Origin of the sequence: Lactiplantibacillus garii, from assembly GCF_003885105.1 — a bacterium.
Taxonomy (GTDB): Bacteria; Bacillota; Bacilli; order Lactobacillales; family Lactobacillaceae; genus Lactiplantibacillus; species Lactiplantibacillus garii.
Window position 1 is genome coordinate 32,246 of the sequence record NZ_QWZQ01000015.1, and the last position, 17,148, is coordinate 49,393.

At 49.2% G+C, this 17,148-nt stretch carries 19 protein-coding genes; 7 read left to right on the forward strand and 12 right to left on the reverse strand.

The genetic code is table 11. The features are described 5' to 3' along the window. Positions 1-189: 189 nt before the first annotated feature. Entirely contained in the window at positions 190-648 is a 459-nt protein-coding gene (locus D1831_RS05980) for a GNAT family N-acetyltransferase (RefSeq protein WP_125072019.1), read from the forward strand. 81 nt (positions 649-729) lie between these two features. Here the strand turns inward: D1831_RS05980 and D1831_RS05985 are convergent, their stop codons facing one another. From D1831_RS05985 to D1831_RS06020, 8 genes are all read right to left on the reverse strand, one after another. Beyond that, positions 730-1,362, reverse strand: a complete 633-nt coding sequence (locus D1831_RS05985) for a uracil-DNA glycosylase (RefSeq protein WP_225422799.1) — start codon at positions 1,360-1,362, stop codon at positions 730-732. Between the two features lie 82 nt (positions 1,363-1,444). After that, positions 1,445-2,353 carry a DMT family transporter gene (locus D1831_RS05990; protein WP_125072052.1) on the reverse strand — a complete coding sequence of 303 codons (909 nt, stop codon included), beginning with the start codon at positions 2,351-2,353 and terminating at the stop codon, positions 1,445-1,447. 157 nt (positions 2,354-2,510) lie between these two features. Then, positions 2,511-3,209 (reverse strand): VIT1/CCC1 transporter family protein, encoded by a 699-nt coding sequence (locus D1831_RS05995; RefSeq protein WP_125072021.1) that lies wholly within the window; start codon positions 3,207-3,209, stop codon positions 2,511-2,513. Positions 3,210-3,235: 26 nt separating this feature from the next. Next, on the reverse strand, positions 3,236-3,913 hold the full coding sequence (locus D1831_RS06000) for a VIT1/CCC1 transporter family protein (RefSeq protein ID WP_125072022.1): 678 nt from the start codon (positions 3,911-3,913) through the stop codon (positions 3,236-3,238). Between the two features lie 309 nt (positions 3,914-4,222). Next, positions 4,223-5,209, reverse strand: coding sequence for a choloylglycine hydrolase family protein (locus tag D1831_RS06005; protein ID WP_125072023.1), 987 nt, complete (start codon positions 5,207-5,209; stop codon positions 4,223-4,225). A 185-nt stretch (positions 5,210-5,394) separates the two neighbouring features. After that, entirely contained in the window at positions 5,395-7,449 is a 2,055-nt protein-coding gene (locus D1831_RS06010; RefSeq protein ID WP_179950296.1) for a heavy metal translocating P-type ATPase, read from the reverse strand. 234 nt (positions 7,450-7,683) lie between these two features. Continuing rightward, complete coding sequence (locus D1831_RS06015; protein ID WP_125072024.1) at positions 7,684-8,112, reverse strand: CopY/TcrY family copper transport repressor; 429 nt, start codon at positions 8,110-8,112, stop codon at positions 7,684-7,686. Between the two features lie 204 nt (positions 8,113-8,316). Next, positions 8,317-8,592 carry a hypothetical protein gene (locus D1831_RS06020; RefSeq protein WP_125072025.1) on the reverse strand — a complete coding sequence of 92 codons (276 nt, stop codon included), beginning with the start codon at positions 8,590-8,592 and terminating at the stop codon, positions 8,317-8,319. A 142-nt stretch (positions 8,593-8,734) separates the two neighbouring features. Here D1831_RS06020 and D1831_RS06025 point away from each other — a divergent pair, with 142 nt between their 5' ends. The 4 genes from D1831_RS06025 to D1831_RS06040 all read left to right on the forward strand — a co-directional run bounded on the left by D1831_RS06025 (position 8,735) and on the right by D1831_RS06040 (position 11,395). After that, positions 8,735-9,151, forward strand: coding sequence for a zinc ribbon domain-containing protein (locus D1831_RS06025; protein ID WP_125072026.1), 417 nt, complete (start codon positions 8,735-8,737; stop codon positions 9,149-9,151). A 115-nt stretch (positions 9,152-9,266) separates the two neighbouring features. Continuing rightward, entirely contained in the window at positions 9,267-10,709 is a 1,443-nt protein-coding gene (locus D1831_RS06030) for a DHA2 family efflux MFS transporter permease subunit (RefSeq protein ID WP_125072027.1), read from the forward strand. Between the two features lie 189 nt (positions 10,710-10,898). Next, positions 10,899-11,090, forward strand: coding sequence for a hypothetical protein (locus tag D1831_RS06035; RefSeq protein WP_125072028.1), 192 nt, complete (start codon positions 10,899-10,901; stop codon positions 11,088-11,090). 11 nt (positions 11,091-11,101) lie between these two features. Further along, positions 11,102-11,395, forward strand: a complete 294-nt coding sequence (locus tag D1831_RS06040; protein WP_125072029.1) for a hypothetical protein — start codon at positions 11,102-11,104, stop codon at positions 11,393-11,395. A 117-nt stretch (positions 11,396-11,512) separates the two neighbouring features. On the opposite strand, the gene D1831_RS06045 is transcribed toward D1831_RS06040, so the two are convergent. Continuing rightward, on the reverse strand, positions 11,513-11,896 hold the full coding sequence (locus tag D1831_RS06045) for a DUF1398 family protein (RefSeq protein ID WP_125072030.1): 384 nt from the start codon (positions 11,894-11,896) through the stop codon (positions 11,513-11,515). A 52-nt stretch (positions 11,897-11,948) separates the two neighbouring features. Continuing rightward, positions 11,949-13,316 carry a cytosine permease gene (locus D1831_RS06050; protein ID WP_125072031.1) on the reverse strand — a complete coding sequence of 456 codons (1,368 nt, stop codon included), beginning with the start codon at positions 13,314-13,316 and terminating at the stop codon, positions 11,949-11,951. A gap of 147 nt (positions 13,317-13,463) precedes the next feature. Between D1831_RS06050 and D1831_RS06055 the strand changes: the two genes are divergently transcribed. Next, positions 13,464-14,681: an MFS transporter gene (locus tag D1831_RS06055; RefSeq protein ID WP_125072032.1), complete on the forward strand. Its 1,218-nt coding sequence runs from the start codon at positions 13,464-13,466 to the stop codon at positions 14,679-14,681. Positions 14,682-14,977: 296 nt separating this feature from the next. On the opposite strand, the gene D1831_RS06060 is transcribed toward D1831_RS06055, so the two are convergent. Together D1831_RS06060 and D1831_RS06065 are read right to left on the reverse strand one after the other, a co-directional pair. Next, the gene (locus D1831_RS06060) at positions 14,978-15,916 is read right to left on the reverse strand and encodes an alpha/beta hydrolase (RefSeq protein WP_125072033.1); all 939 of its coding nucleotides are present in this window, start codon (positions 15,914-15,916) and stop codon (positions 14,978-14,980) included. Positions 15,917-15,942: 26 nt separating this feature from the next. After that, positions 15,943-16,395, reverse strand: coding sequence for a DUF1836 domain-containing protein (locus D1831_RS06065; protein WP_125072034.1), 453 nt, complete (start codon positions 16,393-16,395; stop codon positions 15,943-15,945). 201 nt (positions 16,396-16,596) lie between these two features. On the opposite strand from D1831_RS06065, the gene D1831_RS06070 reads away from it, so the two are divergent. Next, positions 16,597-17,070, forward strand: a complete 474-nt coding sequence (locus tag D1831_RS06070; RefSeq protein ID WP_125072035.1) for a nucleoside 2-deoxyribosyltransferase — start codon at positions 16,597-16,599, stop codon at positions 17,068-17,070. Positions 17,071-17,148: the final 78 nt, after the last annotated feature.

A 17,148-nucleotide genomic window follows, 5' to 3' on the forward strand; every position in this document is an offset into this window, starting at 1 on the left:
ATTTTTATCCCGTGATGGCCACTAATCCACACGGGATTTTTAATGCTTTTTTCATTTTTCAGCCCGCCAATTTAGGCTTTCAAATTCATAGAACTTTCCGGTTGACGTGCAAAAAACACGGTGTTAAATTGTAGACTCATTTGAAAATAACCGGGAAGCTAAGTCCCCGTTTTCAAGGAGGGCATAATTTTGAACTTGAAATGGTACGTAAAGAAATTTAACGGTTTAACAACCACCCAGTTACACGACATTTACCAGCTACGCGCTAAAACCTTCGTTAAGGAACAGGCCCGTTCCTATCAAGATCCCGATGATACCGACCTCGATGCTCGGCACGTTTTTGCCTACGATCAGGGGCATTTAGTGGCCTACGCCCGAATTTACGAACACGCCGGCGTCGTTTCCTTTGGCCGGATTACCACTGACAGTAGTTACCGGGGCACCGGGCTCGGCAAAAAGTTAATGAACCACGTCATGGCAATTCTTAAAGTTCACTACGGTGACGCGACCATTGAAATTGACGCACAGACGCACGTTCAGAAATTTTACGAAAAATTCGGTTTAACAACCACGGGGACACCCTACACGGACTTAGGCGCCGAAGTCATCAAAATGCACGCCCCGGCACGGGAATTAGTCCTAGTTTGAGGAAAGACCCGGACACTGATGATATTAAATCAAAGGACTATCGCAACTGATCACGGATCAGCAACGTTAGTCCTTTTTAGTCTAGTTTAAACGGGATTCCTGCAAATAGTCAGCTAAAACTTCGAGATCCCGGTTCACCACCGGTAAAAACTTTTTAAAACGTTTTGAGTACGACGGGTGGTACAGCGGAAAAATGGGGTAAGTCGTGGCCGTTGTTTCAAAACGCCCCTGGCCCGCATTCCAGCATCGCACCGGCAATTTCAATAATTGCCCATGCACGGCACTGATTTTAAACTTACTTCCCAGCAACCGTTGCAACCCAGTATTGCCCAACGGTACCAACAACCGACCCTTTAGTTCGGCCAATTCCGCATCCAGTAACGGAGCACTGGCTTCAACTTCCACCCGGCTTGGCCGGCGATCCCGCTTTTGCCCACTCTTACCCACGCGGTAAGGCCGGGAACGCACGGCACCGGTCAAATAAACTTGCGCACGGGTGAGGTCAAGTTGCGTTAACCAGCGGTCTAACTCGATTCCAGCCGGTCCCTGAAAGGGGTGCCCAACCCGGGCCTCCGTACGACCGGGCGCTTCTGAGACCATAACTAGGACCGGGTTACGGCTACCCTCACCGGGAACGAAACCCTCCAACTGATCAAACTTTGTTAACAGTGACCGTCCATACGCCTGCTGTTCGGCCGTTAATAACGTTGCCACGCAAACCACCTCCGTTTTAATTATCCACTTCATTCTACCAAAAAAGGCCACCAACTTCCGTTGAGCAGCCGTTAAACATTATTTAAGCACTCTCCGGATCACTCCGAAAACGTTGCAAAATGTAAATTGCAATAATCACCAGTACTGAGCCCAAGATTTCAACCCAACTAACCTTTAAGCCTAAGAAAATAATACTTAGGATAAACGTCACGACCGGTTGAACGGCGTCTACGATGCTCACCACCGCGGACGGCGCGTACTGCAAGCTGTGCAACAGGGACCCAAACGCGAAGATGGTCCCAATCAATACGATTGCCCCGATGGAAATCACTAAGGTTGGCGTAATCTTAGGGGCACCTACCCAGATTGGGTGGTATAAATTGAATAACACTCCCGCAATTAGGGTCCCCCATCCCAGGATGACGACCGGCGAGTTTTGCGCCACAATGTTACGCGGCAGAACCACGTACAACGCGGCGGTCACCCCGGCAAGGATCCCCCACACGAGGGCGTCCATGGGAATGGCCAATTCGTGAATATTTCCCTTAGTTATGGCGAGAAAAACCCCTAGTAGTGAGATACTAAACGCAATCAAGTCGGTTCGTAACGGCAATTCTCGCTTAAACACTAGGGTTCCCAGAACGATAAATAACGGACTCAAATATTGTAAAATAGTGGCCGCCGCCGCGGTCCCCTTCTCAATACTCACGTAAAAGGTGTACATATTCGCCATTAATCCGAGGGTCGCGTAAGCTACTAACTGGCCCACCGCCGCCCACGATTTAAAAACGTTAAAGATCTTAGTTCCCTGCTGAATAAACCCAATGGTTAACAAGATAATCCCGGCAGATAACGTCCGCACGGATAAAAACCAGTCGGCCGGAATCGCTTGGTTCTGTGACACAAACTGCATCACCGTACCTGAAATTCCCCATAACGTCGAGGCCAGCATGGCCCACATGATGCCCTTCATGTAACGGCTAGTTGTAATATTTTTCAAATCTTCATTACCCCAATTTAATTGATGGCAATATTATACCGGGGCACAATTAAAACTCAGTGATAATTTCATGCTAATTTTACATATAATAAAAATGACAGCGGCAACTACCGTTTGTCATTTTTATTGATTCGTTAATATTCATCTATTAGAATAATTTCCCGACGTAGAAGTGAATAAACATCGTAATGATTCCGACAATCACGTTCCGAATCACGGCGGTCTTAACGTTACCCTTGCCGAGGACGGCTGATAAGTAACCGGTCAAAGCCACCGCAACCGAGACCGCAATGATGGTTGCCGGCCACTGCAACCCCTTGGGCGCAAAGGTCATCGCAACTAGTGGGAAGACCCCGCCGGCCGACGCTGAAAACAATGATGCGAAAGCGGCGTCCCACGGATTCATGTAATGTCCCAATTCCATATCATACTTCACGCTAACGACCGTCTCCAACGGCTTCTTAGACAGCAGGTCCTTCGCAATTTCCAGTGACGTGGCTTCGGTGACCCCCAAAGTCATGTAATGCCGCTGGACCGCTGCTAGCTCCCCGGCAAAATCAGTTTTTAATAGTTGCCGTTCCTTTTCAACGACCGCTTTTTCAGTATCCTTCTGCGTACTGACCGACGCGTACTCCCCCGACGCCATCGAAAAAGCGCACGCTAATAAGTCGGATAGACCGGCAATAAAAATGGTGAACTGGTTAGTCGTGGCGGCCGCAACACTAAACAGCACCCCAACAACGGTTAAAATGCCGTCATTGGAACCGAGTACCCCGGCCCGCAGTGAGTTTAATTTTTCGTCCATCGTTTGTTTGGACTTTTTTGGCTTTGCCTTTAAAATTTGCATAATTTCGCTCCCCTTGACCTAATTAATCAGGCGAATAGGTGCCCAATAAAGTACGTGACCACCATCGTTAGTAACCCGGAGACCACGTTACGGAAGACTCCGTGAACCCGGTTAGCGTTCCCCAGAATTGCGGCCACGTACCCCGTAATGGCCAGCGCAACGGCCACCGCGATCACCGTCGCCACCACTTTAACTTGCGGTGGGAAGAACGTAATGGAAACCAACGGTAAAATTGACCCGGTCGGAAACGAGATCATCGACGCAATGCCGGCAGCGTACGGACTAATGAACTGACTCGGATTAAACCCATAGCGTTCACGGACCGTGGTGACCAACGCGTCCTCGTTCATCATTTCCCGCGTCGCTTTTCGCGCCAACGGTTCACTGATGCCCCGTTGCACATACTTTTGGGCAACCCAGTCGGCTTCACCGCCATAGTTATCTTTTAACGCCTGTTTTTGATGGGTAATCGCCATTTTTTGTGAATCTTTTTGCGTGTTGACGGAAACGTACTCCCCCATAGCCATTGAAATCGTGCCGGCCAGCATGCCCGCTAACCCGGAAATCAAAATTGAGAAACTATCGGTAGTCGCACCGGCAACCCCCACAACAATTCCGGCAACCGATAAGATCCCGTCGTTGGCTCCCATGACACTCGCACGTAAAATGTTGACCCGTTGCGCCAAAGTCATTTTCTTTTTCATTTAGTGCCGCCTCCGTAACTACTTTATAATCATTCTCACCTAGTAGATATTATATCTTTTTGAATTTAATTGCAAGCGTCATTTTAAATTAGCATGCAATTAAAGTTATGTTTCCCTAAACTCCAAACTAGTGTAACATCAAATCCGGTTTAATGTTAGTCCAACTAAATTGAATCATCAGTGAATTTATCAACCGTCACGCGTTGGTGGGCGGTCCGCTACCACCGCAAAAAAAGAACTGACATCTCAACATAAATTGAGTCATCAGTTCTTTCCAAAGCCAAATTTCGGCACGTTAGTTATTTTGATTTAATTAACGGCGTTAAACCGTTGGGTCGCGTTTAGCGCAAATTCCGTTGGTTGCGCCGCGTTCATCAGATCAGCCGTTAACGCTACCCGCGTAATGGTCTGATCTTCGTAGGGTTGCATGTAAAACGCGGGTTCGTGCATACTCATGTACGACCGGTACTGGGTATAATCCGCAGCACCATCCGCCTTAATTTTAACCCCCTTAGGGATCTCAACCGAGTTTAACATGTGTGACAACGCGTTGACCGCTTCGGCGTCAGTGGCCACCGCATCGGTATGTTGACGCATAAAGACGGTCCGCACAAACCGCGAGACCGACGTATAGTCACCCGGCATCCCTAGCGCACCGGAACCAGGACCAATGGCACTAACCTTTAAATCACCGTACTGCCGGTCTGGGTGGGGCGTCGGTTGTAGGGCCACGTAATTACTGAGATTTTTTAAATGCCAGTTAAAGTCGGGCGTATTCGTCATAACCCCCACCGGGTTCTTCATATAATGCATCCCGTCCGCTTCCCGTTCCAGAACGTAGGTGGCACCGCTTTGGTCGCTAACGATCCAGTGTAGCGGGACCACAATGTTTAATAGTGGTGCGGCGGCTTCCATAATGTTTAGGTCCGTCAACCGCTCACCCAGTTCTTGGGTACTAGAAACGTTGCCTAAGATCCACATCAAAACTTCGTGGGGAGCTAAATTAACTTTCCCGGCAGCGGCTTGATCAGCGTAGTGTGCCTGTCCCGCAAAGTACAGGGCGGCCGCACTGACCCCGTGTTCGTTGACCCCGTCGATCAAAGTGTAGCCGTTTAGATCCCGGCCAGCACCAACGAAGCTGTAGGGCGCGTCAAATCCCGCCTCATCCACCACGCTGGTAAAGTGGTGGTGCCGCGGAATCACAACGGGCCGGCCGCCAAGTTCAAAGCCAAAGTCCATAGTCCGGGCTAAAAATTGATCACCCGTCGTTGTTGCATAAGTTAAACTAGTACACATCGCTCTCACATCCTCAGATAAATTACTCCTATTTTAGCACCTAAAGTTGGTAAAAAACCGCTTTCGTTGAAATAATTTACTTGCATCAGTTTATTCTTAGAATCACAGTTTACTTGGAAACCAACTAAAAAACCGCCGTTAGCCTTCCAGCACGCGGCCGTTCACTAACGACGGTTCGGTTTTAATTAATTTTTGAGGCGTAACGTCATGGCGTTAATCGCTACGATGACGGTACTTAGTGACATAACGACCGCCCCGACCATCGGATTCAATAGAAACCCGATTGGTGCGAGTACGCCCGCGGCCAGCGGAATGGTGATGACGTTGTAACCAGCACCCCACCAGAGATTCTGAGTCATTTTACGGGTCGTTTGCCGGGCCAGAGCTAAAAAGTCCACAACGTCGTCAGGATTACTCTTAACCAGTACCACGTCGGCCGAATCAATGGCGACGTCGGTCCCGGAACCAATCGCCACACCGATATCAGCCTGTGCTAAACTCGGTGCGTCGTTGACCCCGTCACCGATCATCATCACGTGACCGCCATCGTCTTGGTACCGTTTAACTAGCTTGGCCTTATCCTCTGGCAACAAACTAGCGTGCACCGCAGTAATTCCGAGCTGGTCAGCAACGACTTGGGCACTCTGTGGGTTATCCCCAGTCAGCATTACCGGCGTAATGTTTTGGGCCTTGAGTTGCGCAATCAGGTGCTTAGATTCTGGCTTAATTTGGTCACCCTGGGCAACGTACCCCAGCACTTGGCCATCCGCCACTAAGTAACTGACTGAGTTGCCAGCCCCCGCTAACCGCTCAAAAACGGCCCGGTCGTAGGTCAATTTTTCACGGTCCAGGTAAGCGGCCGAAACAATTTGGTAAGTCGTCCCGTCAATTTGTCCACTCAGGCCAACCCCGGTAATTTGATGACTATCCGTGACGGGAATTAATGTCAGCCGGTGCGCCTTAGCCGCGGTCAAAATTCCCACGGCTAACGGGTGACTCGACCCCGTTTCCAAACTAGCCATTAAGCGTAAAATGTCGTTAGCTTGAAATTGGTCACGGCTGCTCTGATAATCAGCGACCTTAAAGTTACCGGCCGTTAACGTCCCGGTTTTATCCATTAGAGCGTAATTTAATTGATTGACCCGTTCCATCGCGTCCCGGTTGCGAATGAGTAAGCCGTGACCGGCCGCGATCGCCGTACTCCGCGCAACCACCAGCGGAATGGCCAGTCCTAAGGCGTGGGGACAAGCGATGACTAGCACCGTGACCGCAATTGATAAGGCTAACGCAAGGTTACCAACTAATAACCAGGTGACAAACGCCACGATAGCAACGGTCAACGCCGCGTAAAACAGGTAACCGGCAACCCGGTCAGCCATGTTTTCCTGCGATGATTTGGCCGCCTGGGCGTCACTGACCAACTGCATCACTTGGGCTAGATAGCCGTTTTCCCCCGTTCCGGTAACGGTCATTTCAAAAGTCCCCTCACCGTTGACGGAACCACCGACAACTTGGTCCTTCACCTGTTTTTCAACTAAGCGGGCTTCACCGGTGACCATTGCTTCATTAACGCTGGTTGCCCCGCTAACGATTTGGCCGTCCGCCGGAATCTTTTCGCCGGCCCGAACCTGGACGTGATCCCCGTTAATGAGTTGGGCAATCGCAACGTCTTGAACGTCGCCATTGATGAGTTTGTGTGCGGTACTTGGCAATAGTTTAGCCAAATTATCGACCGCGGAACCCGCACTCATGACGGTGTTCATTTCGATCCAGTGCCCTAGCAACATAATGTCGATCAAGGTAGCGAGTTCCCAGAAAAAGTCGGTCACCATTGGGGTAACGTGCAGGACGTCGTTTGCAATCACCGCGTAAATGCTATAAACGTACGCAACGCTGATCCCCATCGCAATCAAAGTCATCATCGCCGGTTTGCGGTTGGCCAGTTCACCCTTAGCACCACTGAAGAATGGCTGCCCACCATAAATGAAGAGCACCGTCCCTAAAATCGCAACTAGGTAATCGGACCACGGCTGAAACGTGATTTGAAAAGGTAACCGCATCCCCATCATGGGACTCATGATAATAATTGGCAGGGTCAAAACCAACGAGACCCAAAACTTCAGCTTCAAGTTCCCCATGTGCATCATCTGACCGTTACCCATGTCCATATCGTTCATATCCATCTTATGATTTGCTACCATGCCATCCATCGACATGTGATCCATCTTATCCATTTTCATCAGGATGACCTCCTTTGCCGTTTTGTTTACATTTGTAATTTATGGTTATAGTTTACAATCGTAAACGTTAGAAGTCAAGCGTTTAAATTGTTTTTTACCGGGATCCCGTAAAAATAGGCATCAAAAAAGCCGGTGCCCCGCGGAGGTTTCACGCTCCGTGGGCATCAGCTGACGTTAGTGGCCACTCAATTATCAAATTAATGGTTATTTTTTAACTGACCGAACGGGCTGTTTTTAACAATTTTCACCGGGCACACAGTCACAGTCGACCATGGCCGGTGCCGTCTTAGCCTTTTCGGTCAGAACTCGTTGCATCTCAGCAATGTCTTGCTGGCTGAGCGTTAAGTTCTTAACCACGTCCGTCAACGTTTGACCAACCCGCATTTGGCACAGGTGACTGAACAACGTGTTCACCGCTTCGTCCATTGATGGTTGTTCCTGCACCGTTGGGTAGTAGGTAAAGGCCCGGCCGTTTTTTTCTGCTCGCAAGGCGCCCTTCTTAATCAAGCGTCCCAGCAAAGTCTTAACGGTGGCCGTCTTCCAACCCATCTTTTCAGCCATAATTGATGACATTTGACTACTCGTAACGTTTCCTAAGGTCCAAGCGACCCGCATGACTTCCCATTCCGCATCGCTAATGTCAATTTTGGTTTGAGTTTCCATTGGTTGCGCCACCCTTCTTAAATTATTTTAAATATAGTTTACAATCGTAAACATAAAAAAGCAACTAATTTCTTTGTACCGCATTGAAGTATTAAAAAAATAATATAAACAGCTATAAAGTCGTTAACTTATTAGGATAATTATCAAACCAAGTTATTCAACTGATTACATTGTTTCGCGTAATCAGCAATTAAGTGATGAAAATTAAGCGACCGAGTGTACGAACTGGCTCAGTAACGTCGTTAGCTTGCTAACCGTTGCCGGGTAAGTAGCGGGGTGTTGTAAAACGTAACTCGCAACTTTGCTTTGATAAAGGACGGTCGTAGCGGACTGACCATTAGTTTGCAGCAGGGTTCGGCGAAATTCATTAAGAAGTTGTTGAAGGCCCGCTTGGACGGGGTCGGCTTGATCAAGTGTTAAGGCCGCCCGACTAATGGCGTCTAAAACTTGGGTTTGTGTGATTTTTGATTGTGCTGACATCTTGGTTCCCCCACTTGTTAGAATAGTTATTAGTATACACCGTTATCGGTCCTGCACCGTGCTTTTTTCCCCGGAAATTGTTCCGTTGGTCAAAGTATGTTAGGATAGTTCATTACATTAACAAGGAAGCGGTGAGTCAACGATGAAACCTAATTCTAAAATGGTACGCCGGTTACAAACCTTTATGCGTGGCCGTTACGGGCAAAACGACACCCTCAACCGGTTTTTAACCAACCTAGCCCTACTACTCGTGATTATTAGTTTCTTTATTCGTTCCGGTTGGTTAGTCTTAATCGCCGTGTTGCTCATTGTACTGAGCTACTGGCGGCTGTTTTCCAAGAAAATCTACCAACAAGTCGCGATCAACCGGAGCTTTCAACGGTTATGGCGGCCCCTTACCCGCCCGTTTTCCCGGTTAAAGTACCAGCTAACACAACACTGGCACTACCGCTTTTTTTCCTGTGAACAGTGCCAGCAACGCATCCGGATCCCGAAACATCACGGCCGCGTTCGCATCACCTGTCCAAAGTGTGGGCACCAGTTCGAAGCCCGGACTTAGTCTCAAATTTCAGAAACCCCTAAAAGTTTTTTCAGAAATCACTTACGAAGCGCGCTTTTTTCTGTTACAGTGACCTATTGTGCTGACTGTACAAACAAAGGAGCGTTTTTTTATTATGGATTCAAAGCAACCACGTAACCCCAATCTTATTATGATTGGGTTACTATTAGGGGGCTTCGTAGGAATGTTTAGCGAAACCGCTTTAAACATTGCCCTCCCCCAATTGGAACAACAATTACACGTTAATACTGGAACCATCCAGTGGCTCGTGACCGGTTACCTCCTAATGGTCGGAATCGTCCTCCCACTTTCCAGTATGCTAACGAAACACTTTACGACCCGGCAACTGATTATCTTTGCCTTAGCTGACTTTATGGTTGGGGCCGTAATCTCCGCGTTAGCTAGCAGTTTTGGCCAACTCTTAGTCGGACGAATGATCCAAGGAATTGCGACCGGCTTACTGTTACCTTTAATTTTCATCGTTTTACTCGCGGTATACCCGCCCGAAAAACGGGGTTCCGCAATGGGTCTCGTTGGTTTAGTAATTATGTTTGCACCGGCCGTGGGACCGACCATCGCCGGCATCATCCTCGGTGCCCTTTCGTGGCAATGGATCTTCTGGTTATTCGTCCCGTTATTGGCAATTGCCCTAATTATTACCATTTTCTTTATGCAAAACGTCTCGAAACTAACCAAACCAAAAGTTGACATCCTGTCGATCATCCTTTCGTCCCTCGGTTTTGGCGGGCTAGTCGTGGGTGCCAGCTTAGCTGGGGACCGCGGTTGGACCAACCCATTAGTAGTAGTCGCCCTCGTTGTTGGGATCGTATGCCTCTTCTTCTACGGTCACCGGCAACTTCACTTGGACACCCCGATTTTAAACTTACGGGCGTTCAGTTTTAAGAAGTTTAGTGTGGGGACCGCCCTGGTCATGATCGACTTCGGAATCATTATGTCCTCCATGTACCTCTTACCGATGTACTGGCAAAAAGGGTTGGCCGTTCCGGTCGCGTTGACCGGCGTGTTAATGTTACCCGGTGGTGTCATTAACGCGGTGGTTTCCGCCACGTCTGGTCGCCTATTTGATAACTACGGGGCCAAGTACCTGACCCGGGCTGGTTTTGGACTGACCTTTATCGGCGCGTTGATGTTGATCCTAACGTCTACGCACACTGCCTACTGGTACGTCGTTTTGGCCCACATCATTTTAATGGTCGGCGCCCCACTCGCCATGTCACCAGCCCAAACGTACGGTTTAAACGCCTTACGGGGACCAGTGGCTGCCGATGGGAGTACCATCTTAAACACGTTGCAACAAATTCTCGGGGCACTGGCCACCGCAATTGCAACGAGTTTACTCGGTATTGGCCAAAGCGCCAGTCACGTCGGTGGGTCGACCGCCTTCGTCCACGGCGTTCATTACGGGTTCTGGTTCACCTTAGCACTTTCCGTGGTCGGCTTCTGCTTATCCTTATTAGTAACCAACCAGAAAGAACCCGCCGAAGATCCGCTGGCTGAAGAAAAACATCCCGGGACCCAACCCGTTGAAAACAACTAACGTTTAAACTTCGAAGTCACAGCGCTAAAAGTAGTTTATTTCGGTCAAGTAAAAACGCGTAGATTACTCCAAAAATAATTGGGTAATTTGCGCGTTTTTACTTGACCCGTTCACGGGATTTTAGTTGCTTTTTGACCATTTTTCCGCCACACTCAGTAGTGAGAACCTACGGAGGACGATAACTATTTCATGGAACTTACAATTGATTTTATCATCGTTACTAGCCTTATCCTAATGCTTTTATGTTGGGTACTGGCCGGATATTACTATCACCAAGTCAAGAAGCTCGCCGGCAGCGGCTGGCTAATCGGCGGACTCTTAATGGCCGCCCTAGCCGGATTTTTCATTTGGGCCGCCATTCCACTCTGGACGAGTTTATAGGAGGAAGCACCATGAATCCCGAAGACCTGTTTCAACGTTACTTAGATAAGTACCACGTCACTTTACAGCACCCCGAGCACGGCATGGTCCTGCTAACGTCCCCGGTCTGGCCACAACATCCCGACTTACAACGGGCCGTTCAAACGACCGTTCAGGGTTTAACGGGAGTGACCTGCGTCACTGCCAGCAGTCCGGAACAGTTGATCATGCGCTACGATTCCGAGCAATTGCGGAAGCTCAACCCCCTCACCCTCTTTGGTATCGAACGCCGCTTAAGTAAACAGTACCACCAAGCGGGGTATTAAGTTCCGGAATTGCCAAATAAGACCCAAAAAGCATCAATTACTCAAAAAACAAACTGAGTAATTGATGCTTTTTTACATCCATAGCAATGATGCAACGTCCGCTAAAAGTCAGTACCGTTAGTATTTAACGGCCGCCATGATTTTACCTTCGTCACCACTAAAGTCGATGATTTGACGTTTTAAGTTAGCGGTCCAAGCTTGGCACCCCGCCGCGGCGAGCTGCTTAACGGCGTCCGCTAAACTTAGTTTACCGGCAACGTAACTGGTTGCCACCTTTTCCACCGTCGCCGCGTCTTCTTCCCGCGCGACCCGGGTAGCTAAGCCGTTCGTCCGCCGTTCGACGATGTAACCATTCTCACCAAAGTAAGTGGTGGAACCGGTTGGTACGTCGTATTGAAAGTGTTGAACACCGAGGTCGCTTTCTTTTTTGGCAATCGTAGCAAAGTCCGCGTGGTCGCCTAAGTTGCCGAGAACTTCGTCAATTTCAGTTAATTTAAACATCGTGACACCCCTTCAAATTTTGTTTACAAGTCCATTGTAATCCAAAAGCGGGTCATTGGGCTGAAAGTGGGTAGAAAATCCGCATTAAGCCCGCGTAGATCAACCCAATGAGCGCCATATCAATAAAGGTCGCACCCGTTACGTTCGCGACAAACGCAATTCGCTTGATTCCGATAAAAATAACGACGCCCACAACCCAACAAAGTAACGCAATCCAGTTAACCCCGTGAACGTACCAATACTGGCCCTTCGAGCTCGCCAATTCGTTAACGTCGTAGCGTTGATGATGCCGCCAGTAGTAGTCGACGAGCATGATACTGATCATCGGCCCTAAGACCATGCCAATATAGTCTAAAAACGCGGTAAAGGCCGCTAAAAAGCTGCCCATCACTAACGGGACTAGGGTGACCAAAGTTGCAATAATGGTTACCGCCCAAAGTGCCGGGCGTAACCGAATCTTAGGAAAAATATTGGATAACGCCGACCCCGCCGCCAATAGATTGACCGCGTTGGCCGTCATACTCGTTAACACGATGACTAGTAGTGCCAAGACTCCCAATCCTAACCGACTGGCAATCGTACTTGGATCGGAGTTATTTGGATCGTACGTGCCCGCCGTAATGGCAATACTAATGGTAGCCGCCAAACCAATGAAGGCAAACCAGAATACTCCGGTAAACGCGCCTAAAAACGGCATCCGGGTCGCCCCCGACCGTTTACGCGTGAAGCGGGTAAAGTCGGCGCCAGCAGTCACCCAGGCTAGATTAAAGGCGGCCAGCGTGTCCATCCCAGCTCCCGCCGTCATGTGAAAGCGCGCCGGCACGTGCCAGGTCAACATTTCGTGAATCGAAACGGTTTTAAAAACGACCACCGTTTCCCACAACACAAACAGGATCACCAGGATGATTCCAATTCGTTCAATCATTTGTACGGAGCGTTGCCCGACCGAAACACTCAGTAGGTGCAACACACTCATAACAATGATGCCTAAGATCAAGCCCTTGGCGCCACCGGGTTTGCCATAAATTGGCCACCCAACCAGATCGTGCAGTAAATAGCTGACCGACGTGGCCGCAATGAACGTATTGACCGCCGTCCAACCGATATACTGGGTCAGGTTAACGAAGGACGGGACGTAACTCCCCCGTACCCCGAACGAGCCCCGAATCAGACTCATCGTCGCTGCCCCGGTTTTATAACCCATAAAGCCAACTAGTGATAAGCATAAGTAGGATAACGTAGATGAAACCACGATGACCTTCAACGCGGTCAGTAGACCACAAGCCGCTAAGACCCCGCCAACGTACCACGTTCCGTTATTCGCGTTGGCACCGATCCACGTTGCAAACATGTCCCAATTCGACATGTGGCGGTGCTTTGACGCGACCACCTCAATTTGATACTTTGATTCCTGCTGCACACCAGTCACCCTTTCTACACAATGTTTACCATTGTATTTTCATTCGGGAAAATGGTCAAGCGACTTTTTGACAAGTTTGTTCATTGCGTAAACTTTCGCTTCGCCGTAAGATAACCTTATACTAAACTGATAAAGGAAGTGGCAAATTTGAAAGGGGCACTAGAAGGTTGGCGGCGGAACCTCGCCGTCCTCTGGTTAGGAACGTTTATTGCGGGGATGGGTTTTTCCGAAGTCATGCCGTTTTTATCACTGTACGTTGGGCAAATGGGCAACTTTACGAAGGGCCAGCTGACCATGTACAGCGGGTTAACGTACGCGGTCACCTTCTTCGTGATCGCCATCGTTTCACCACTCTGGGGGAAATTAGCCGACCGGCGGGGCCGCAAGCTGATGCTGCTGCGATCTTCACTCGGCATGGCGATCGTTATCGGCCTGATGGGCTTTGTCCATAACGTCTGGATCTTGATCCTGTTGCGCTTTTTACAGGGTTTGTGTGCCGGCTACATTCCTAACGCCAGCGCCCTAATTGCCACCGAAACGCCCAAGGAAAATAGCGGGACCGCCATTGGAATTTTAACGACCGGTTACGTGTCCGGGAACCTAATTGGTCCCATTCTGGGCGGGGTTCTCGCCCAGGTCTTTTCCATTCGGTTAACGTTTATCATCACTGGGATCTTACTTTTGATCGTGTTCGTGCTGAGCCTGACCCTCGTTCACGAAAACTACCATCCCAGCGCTGCGCCGGTTGATCAGCAGTCTGGGAACCTCTTAAGTCAATTTAAAAACCCCACGCTGATCATTACCCTGCTGGTCTCCACGATGATCATCCAAATGGGTAACAACTCCATCACCCCGATCATCAGCCTCTACGTTAAGGAACTGATGCACAACGTCGGCCCCATTACGGTGGTCGCCGGCATCATCGCCGCGCTGCCCGGTATTTCCACCCTACTGTCCGCGCCGCGGTTAGGCCAGTTGGGCGACACCCGCGGTACCGACCGAATTCTGGTCTTTGGCTTCGTCTTCGCCATCCTGATGTATTTTCCCCAGGGGTTCGTTTCCAGCATCTGGACGCTGGGGCTCCTGCGGTTCATGATTGGGATCTCCGACGGGGCCCTCTTCCCGACGGTCCAGACCCTGTTATCAAAAAATACGCCCCAGCACCTGACCGGGACCATCTTCAGCTGGAACCAATCGTTTCAAGCGCTGGGCAGCATGTTAGGGTCGCTCCTTGGTGGCGTGGTTTCCAACTGGTTTGACTACAACGGGGTCTTCATTTTTACCGCGCTGTCGTTACTGCTTAACTTTATCGTGGTCCTGATCTTCATTCCAAGTATGCGCCACCCGTTTGCTAAGAAAGCTTAATTAGACCTAAACAGAGTGTGCCAAAAGTCGGTTAGCTGGTGAGCATACGGGGCTAAGCGGAGCCCGCTGACTTTTGAAACCCGTTTCGACAATAATTGTGCGGAGATATAACAGGAGTTTGAGACAAAACTGTTAAAGTTCAGCTTTATTTTTCTTGTCTGTAGTGCCGAAACGTGCGCCAAATGCCAGTTTGTTCCGCTTAACAAAAATTAACCGATTATTCCAAAACCAGGAATAATCGGTTAATTTACGTTATGCTCGCAAACTGAGCGGCTTTTGTCCCACTCTCCTTTAAGTCATTGTAAATATTGCGCCATGAACGCCGCCACTTTCTGCTCGTACAATTTAGGGTGCAAGGTAAACGACTCGGCGTGGGCCGCGCCCGGCACAACCCAGAGTTGTTTATCCTTAACGCTAGTTGCACGGTAGTTTTCGTAAACCATCTTAGTTGGGACAAAGGTGTCACTTCCACCGTGAATAAAGAAAATTGGTAATTTATTCTTCTTCAACTGCTCAACCGAACTGGCGTGTAGGAAATTAAAGTGGGCCTTAGCGTCCGCCACCCAGCTTGCCGTGTATAACAGCGGAAACTTCGGTAGGTGGTACAGTTGCTTTAACTCGTACCCTAACTCATCACTGACACTGGTGTAACCACAATCTTCCACGATGGCCTTGACCTGGGTGGGTAGACGCTCCCCACTCATCATCATCACGGTCGCGCCACCCATTGACACCCCAAACAACCCAATTTGGCTGCTGGTCCCGTTACGCCGAATGATTTGCTTAGTCCACTTAACGTAGTCCAAGCGGTCCGGCCAACCAAAACCGTAATAGTTCCCCTGGCTTTGACCATTACCACGATCGTCCGGTGCTAACACGTTGTAACCCTGGCGGTGCCACAAACGGATGTAACTTGCCATTTGTTCTTTATTTCCCATGTAACCGTGCGCTACCACGATCGTTTTAGTCGTTTTATGGGCGGCCGGCACGTAATCCGCCACCAGCTTTAAATTGTCGGTCGCGGAAGTTTCGTGCCACGTCTGCTTACTGACCCGTTTTAACCAAGCCTGGTTCGTCTTTAACGTACTGTGGTTCTTCTTGGAACTATGGTTCAATACTTTGGGCGTCGGCTCAAACGCAAAGTGGTATAAATAAAAACTGCCACCGGCGACACCAATAACGATGACCGTTAACAGCGTAATCAGCGCAATGCCCCATTTTTTGCGGGTCGTCATTTTTTCAATTCCTCTCTCTGCCTAACTTAACCTAACGTCTGAACTGTTAATAAATGGTACGCTACCGTGCAAGCGGCGTACTGAATCGCGCGCTCCATCGCGTCACTTGGCGCCGCTAGCGGCACCTCGCGCAACGTTCCCTCGAACGCTTGACTAAACTGTGCGTAGCGAACCGCCACCTGCCGGGAATCGCGAATGTTTAAAATCGCCCGGCTAATGACCGGTAACGCAAAGTCTGCTTTTAAAATTGAGACTACCAGCACCGCCACCACGTGATTACGCGTGTAGCGCCGCCCAGTCGGCCGACTAAAAAAGTGTTGTTTCACGTAACTATTAACCATCGTTTTAGTCACCGCTGGTAGCCCCAGCGGCGTTAGCATCTGGTTTACGAGTTGCAATAATTGCTCCATGTAGATCGGCATAGTGGGTAAGTCGTCCCACCGAACCAGTTCAAACGTCGTTAACGGCTTATCAATCATTTTAAATTCCTCCAAAGTCATGTTTTAATTTACCCTAGTCTCAAATTTAATTCAAGAAAAACTAGTGTAAAGATTATATTATATAGAATTATAATCTATTTAATTTCTAAGTAAAGCGTGAGAACACTTGAAAGCCCGCCCGCTTTTCGGCTAGAATATCCTTATCACATCAATTACTGCAGTCCAGAAAGGAAACTTTACATGAATAACGTCTATTTAGCTGCTCCTTTTTTTGACGACGCGCAAAAACAACGCATTGAACAAGTTAAGGCCGCACTGCAAGCAAACCCGACCATTAATTCCGACGGCATCTTCATTCCCGAAGAACACCAATTTGAAGAGGAACCGTTTGGGAGTCGGGCCTGGCAACAGTACGTCTACGCTTCCGACATGCGCCAAGTTCACCGGGCCGACGTATTAGTCGCCATTCTCGACTACGACATGACTAGCGCGACCAACGAACCGGACTCCGGAACGATGTTTGAAGTCGGCGCGGCGGTTGCCGAAAAGACCCCCGTATTAATCGTTCAGTTCGATGCCGATAAGGACCTCAACCTGATGATCTCACAAGGGTTAACGGCCTACTTCGACGCTAGTAAGGACGGCTTAGCGGAACTCGCCACGTATAACTGCGACGACCTCCGCTCCAAACCCGCTAACCGTCCCGTTTTTTAACCACAACACCAAAATTGGCCCGAGACTAGGCCAAAACTTTAAAGATCGTAAACTACTCAAAACCAAACTGAGTAATTT

Bases quoted from the DNA above. Each gene is read 5' to 3' on its own strand.
- D1831_RS05995 (WP_125072021.1), bottom strand. From the start codon at position 3,209: ATGCAAATTTTAAAGGCAAAGCCAAAAAAGTCCAAACAAACGATGGAC.
- D1831_RS06000 (WP_125072022.1), bottom strand. From the start codon at position 3,913: ATGAAAAAGAAAATGACTTTGGCGCAACGGGTCAACATTTTACGTGCG.
- D1831_RS06005 (WP_125072023.1), bottom strand. From the start codon at position 5,209: ATGTGTACTAGTTTAACTTATGCAACAACGACGGGTGATCAATTTTTA.
- D1831_RS06010 (WP_179950296.1), bottom strand. From the start codon at position 7,449: ATGAAAATGGATAAGATGGATCACATGTCGATGGATGGCATGGTAGCA.
- D1831_RS06015 (WP_125072024.1), bottom strand. From the start codon at position 8,112: ATGGAAACTCAAACCAAAATTGACATTAGCGATGCGGAATGGGAAGTC.
- D1831_RS06020 (WP_125072025.1), bottom strand. From the start codon at position 8,592: ATGTCAGCACAATCAAAAATCACACAAACCCAAGTTTTAGACGCCATT.
- D1831_RS06025 (WP_125072026.1), top strand. From the start codon at position 8,735: ATGAAACCTAATTCTAAAATGGTACGCCGGTTACAAACCTTTATGCGT.
- D1831_RS06030 (WP_125072027.1), top strand. From the start codon at position 9,267: ATGGATTCAAAGCAACCACGTAACCCCAATCTTATTATGATTGGGTTA.
- D1831_RS06035 (WP_125072028.1), top strand. From the start codon at position 10,899: ATGGAACTTACAATTGATTTTATCATCGTTACTAGCCTTATCCTAATG.
- D1831_RS06040 (WP_125072029.1), top strand. From the start codon at position 11,102: ATGAATCCCGAAGACCTGTTTCAACGTTACTTAGATAAGTACCACGTC.
- D1831_RS06045 (WP_125072030.1), bottom strand. From the start codon at position 11,896: ATGTTTAAATTAACTGAAATTGACGAAGTTCTCGGCAACTTAGGCGAC.
- D1831_RS06060 (WP_125072033.1), bottom strand. From the start codon at position 15,916: ATGACGACCCGCAAAAAATGGGGCATTGCGCTGATTACGCTGTTAACG.
- D1831_RS06065 (WP_125072034.1), bottom strand. From the start codon at position 16,395: ATGATTGATAAGCCGTTAACGACGTTTGAACTGGTTCGGTGGGACGAC.
- D1831_RS06070 (WP_125072035.1), top strand. From the start codon at position 16,597: ATGAATAACGTCTATTTAGCTGCTCCTTTTTTTGACGACGCGCAAAAA.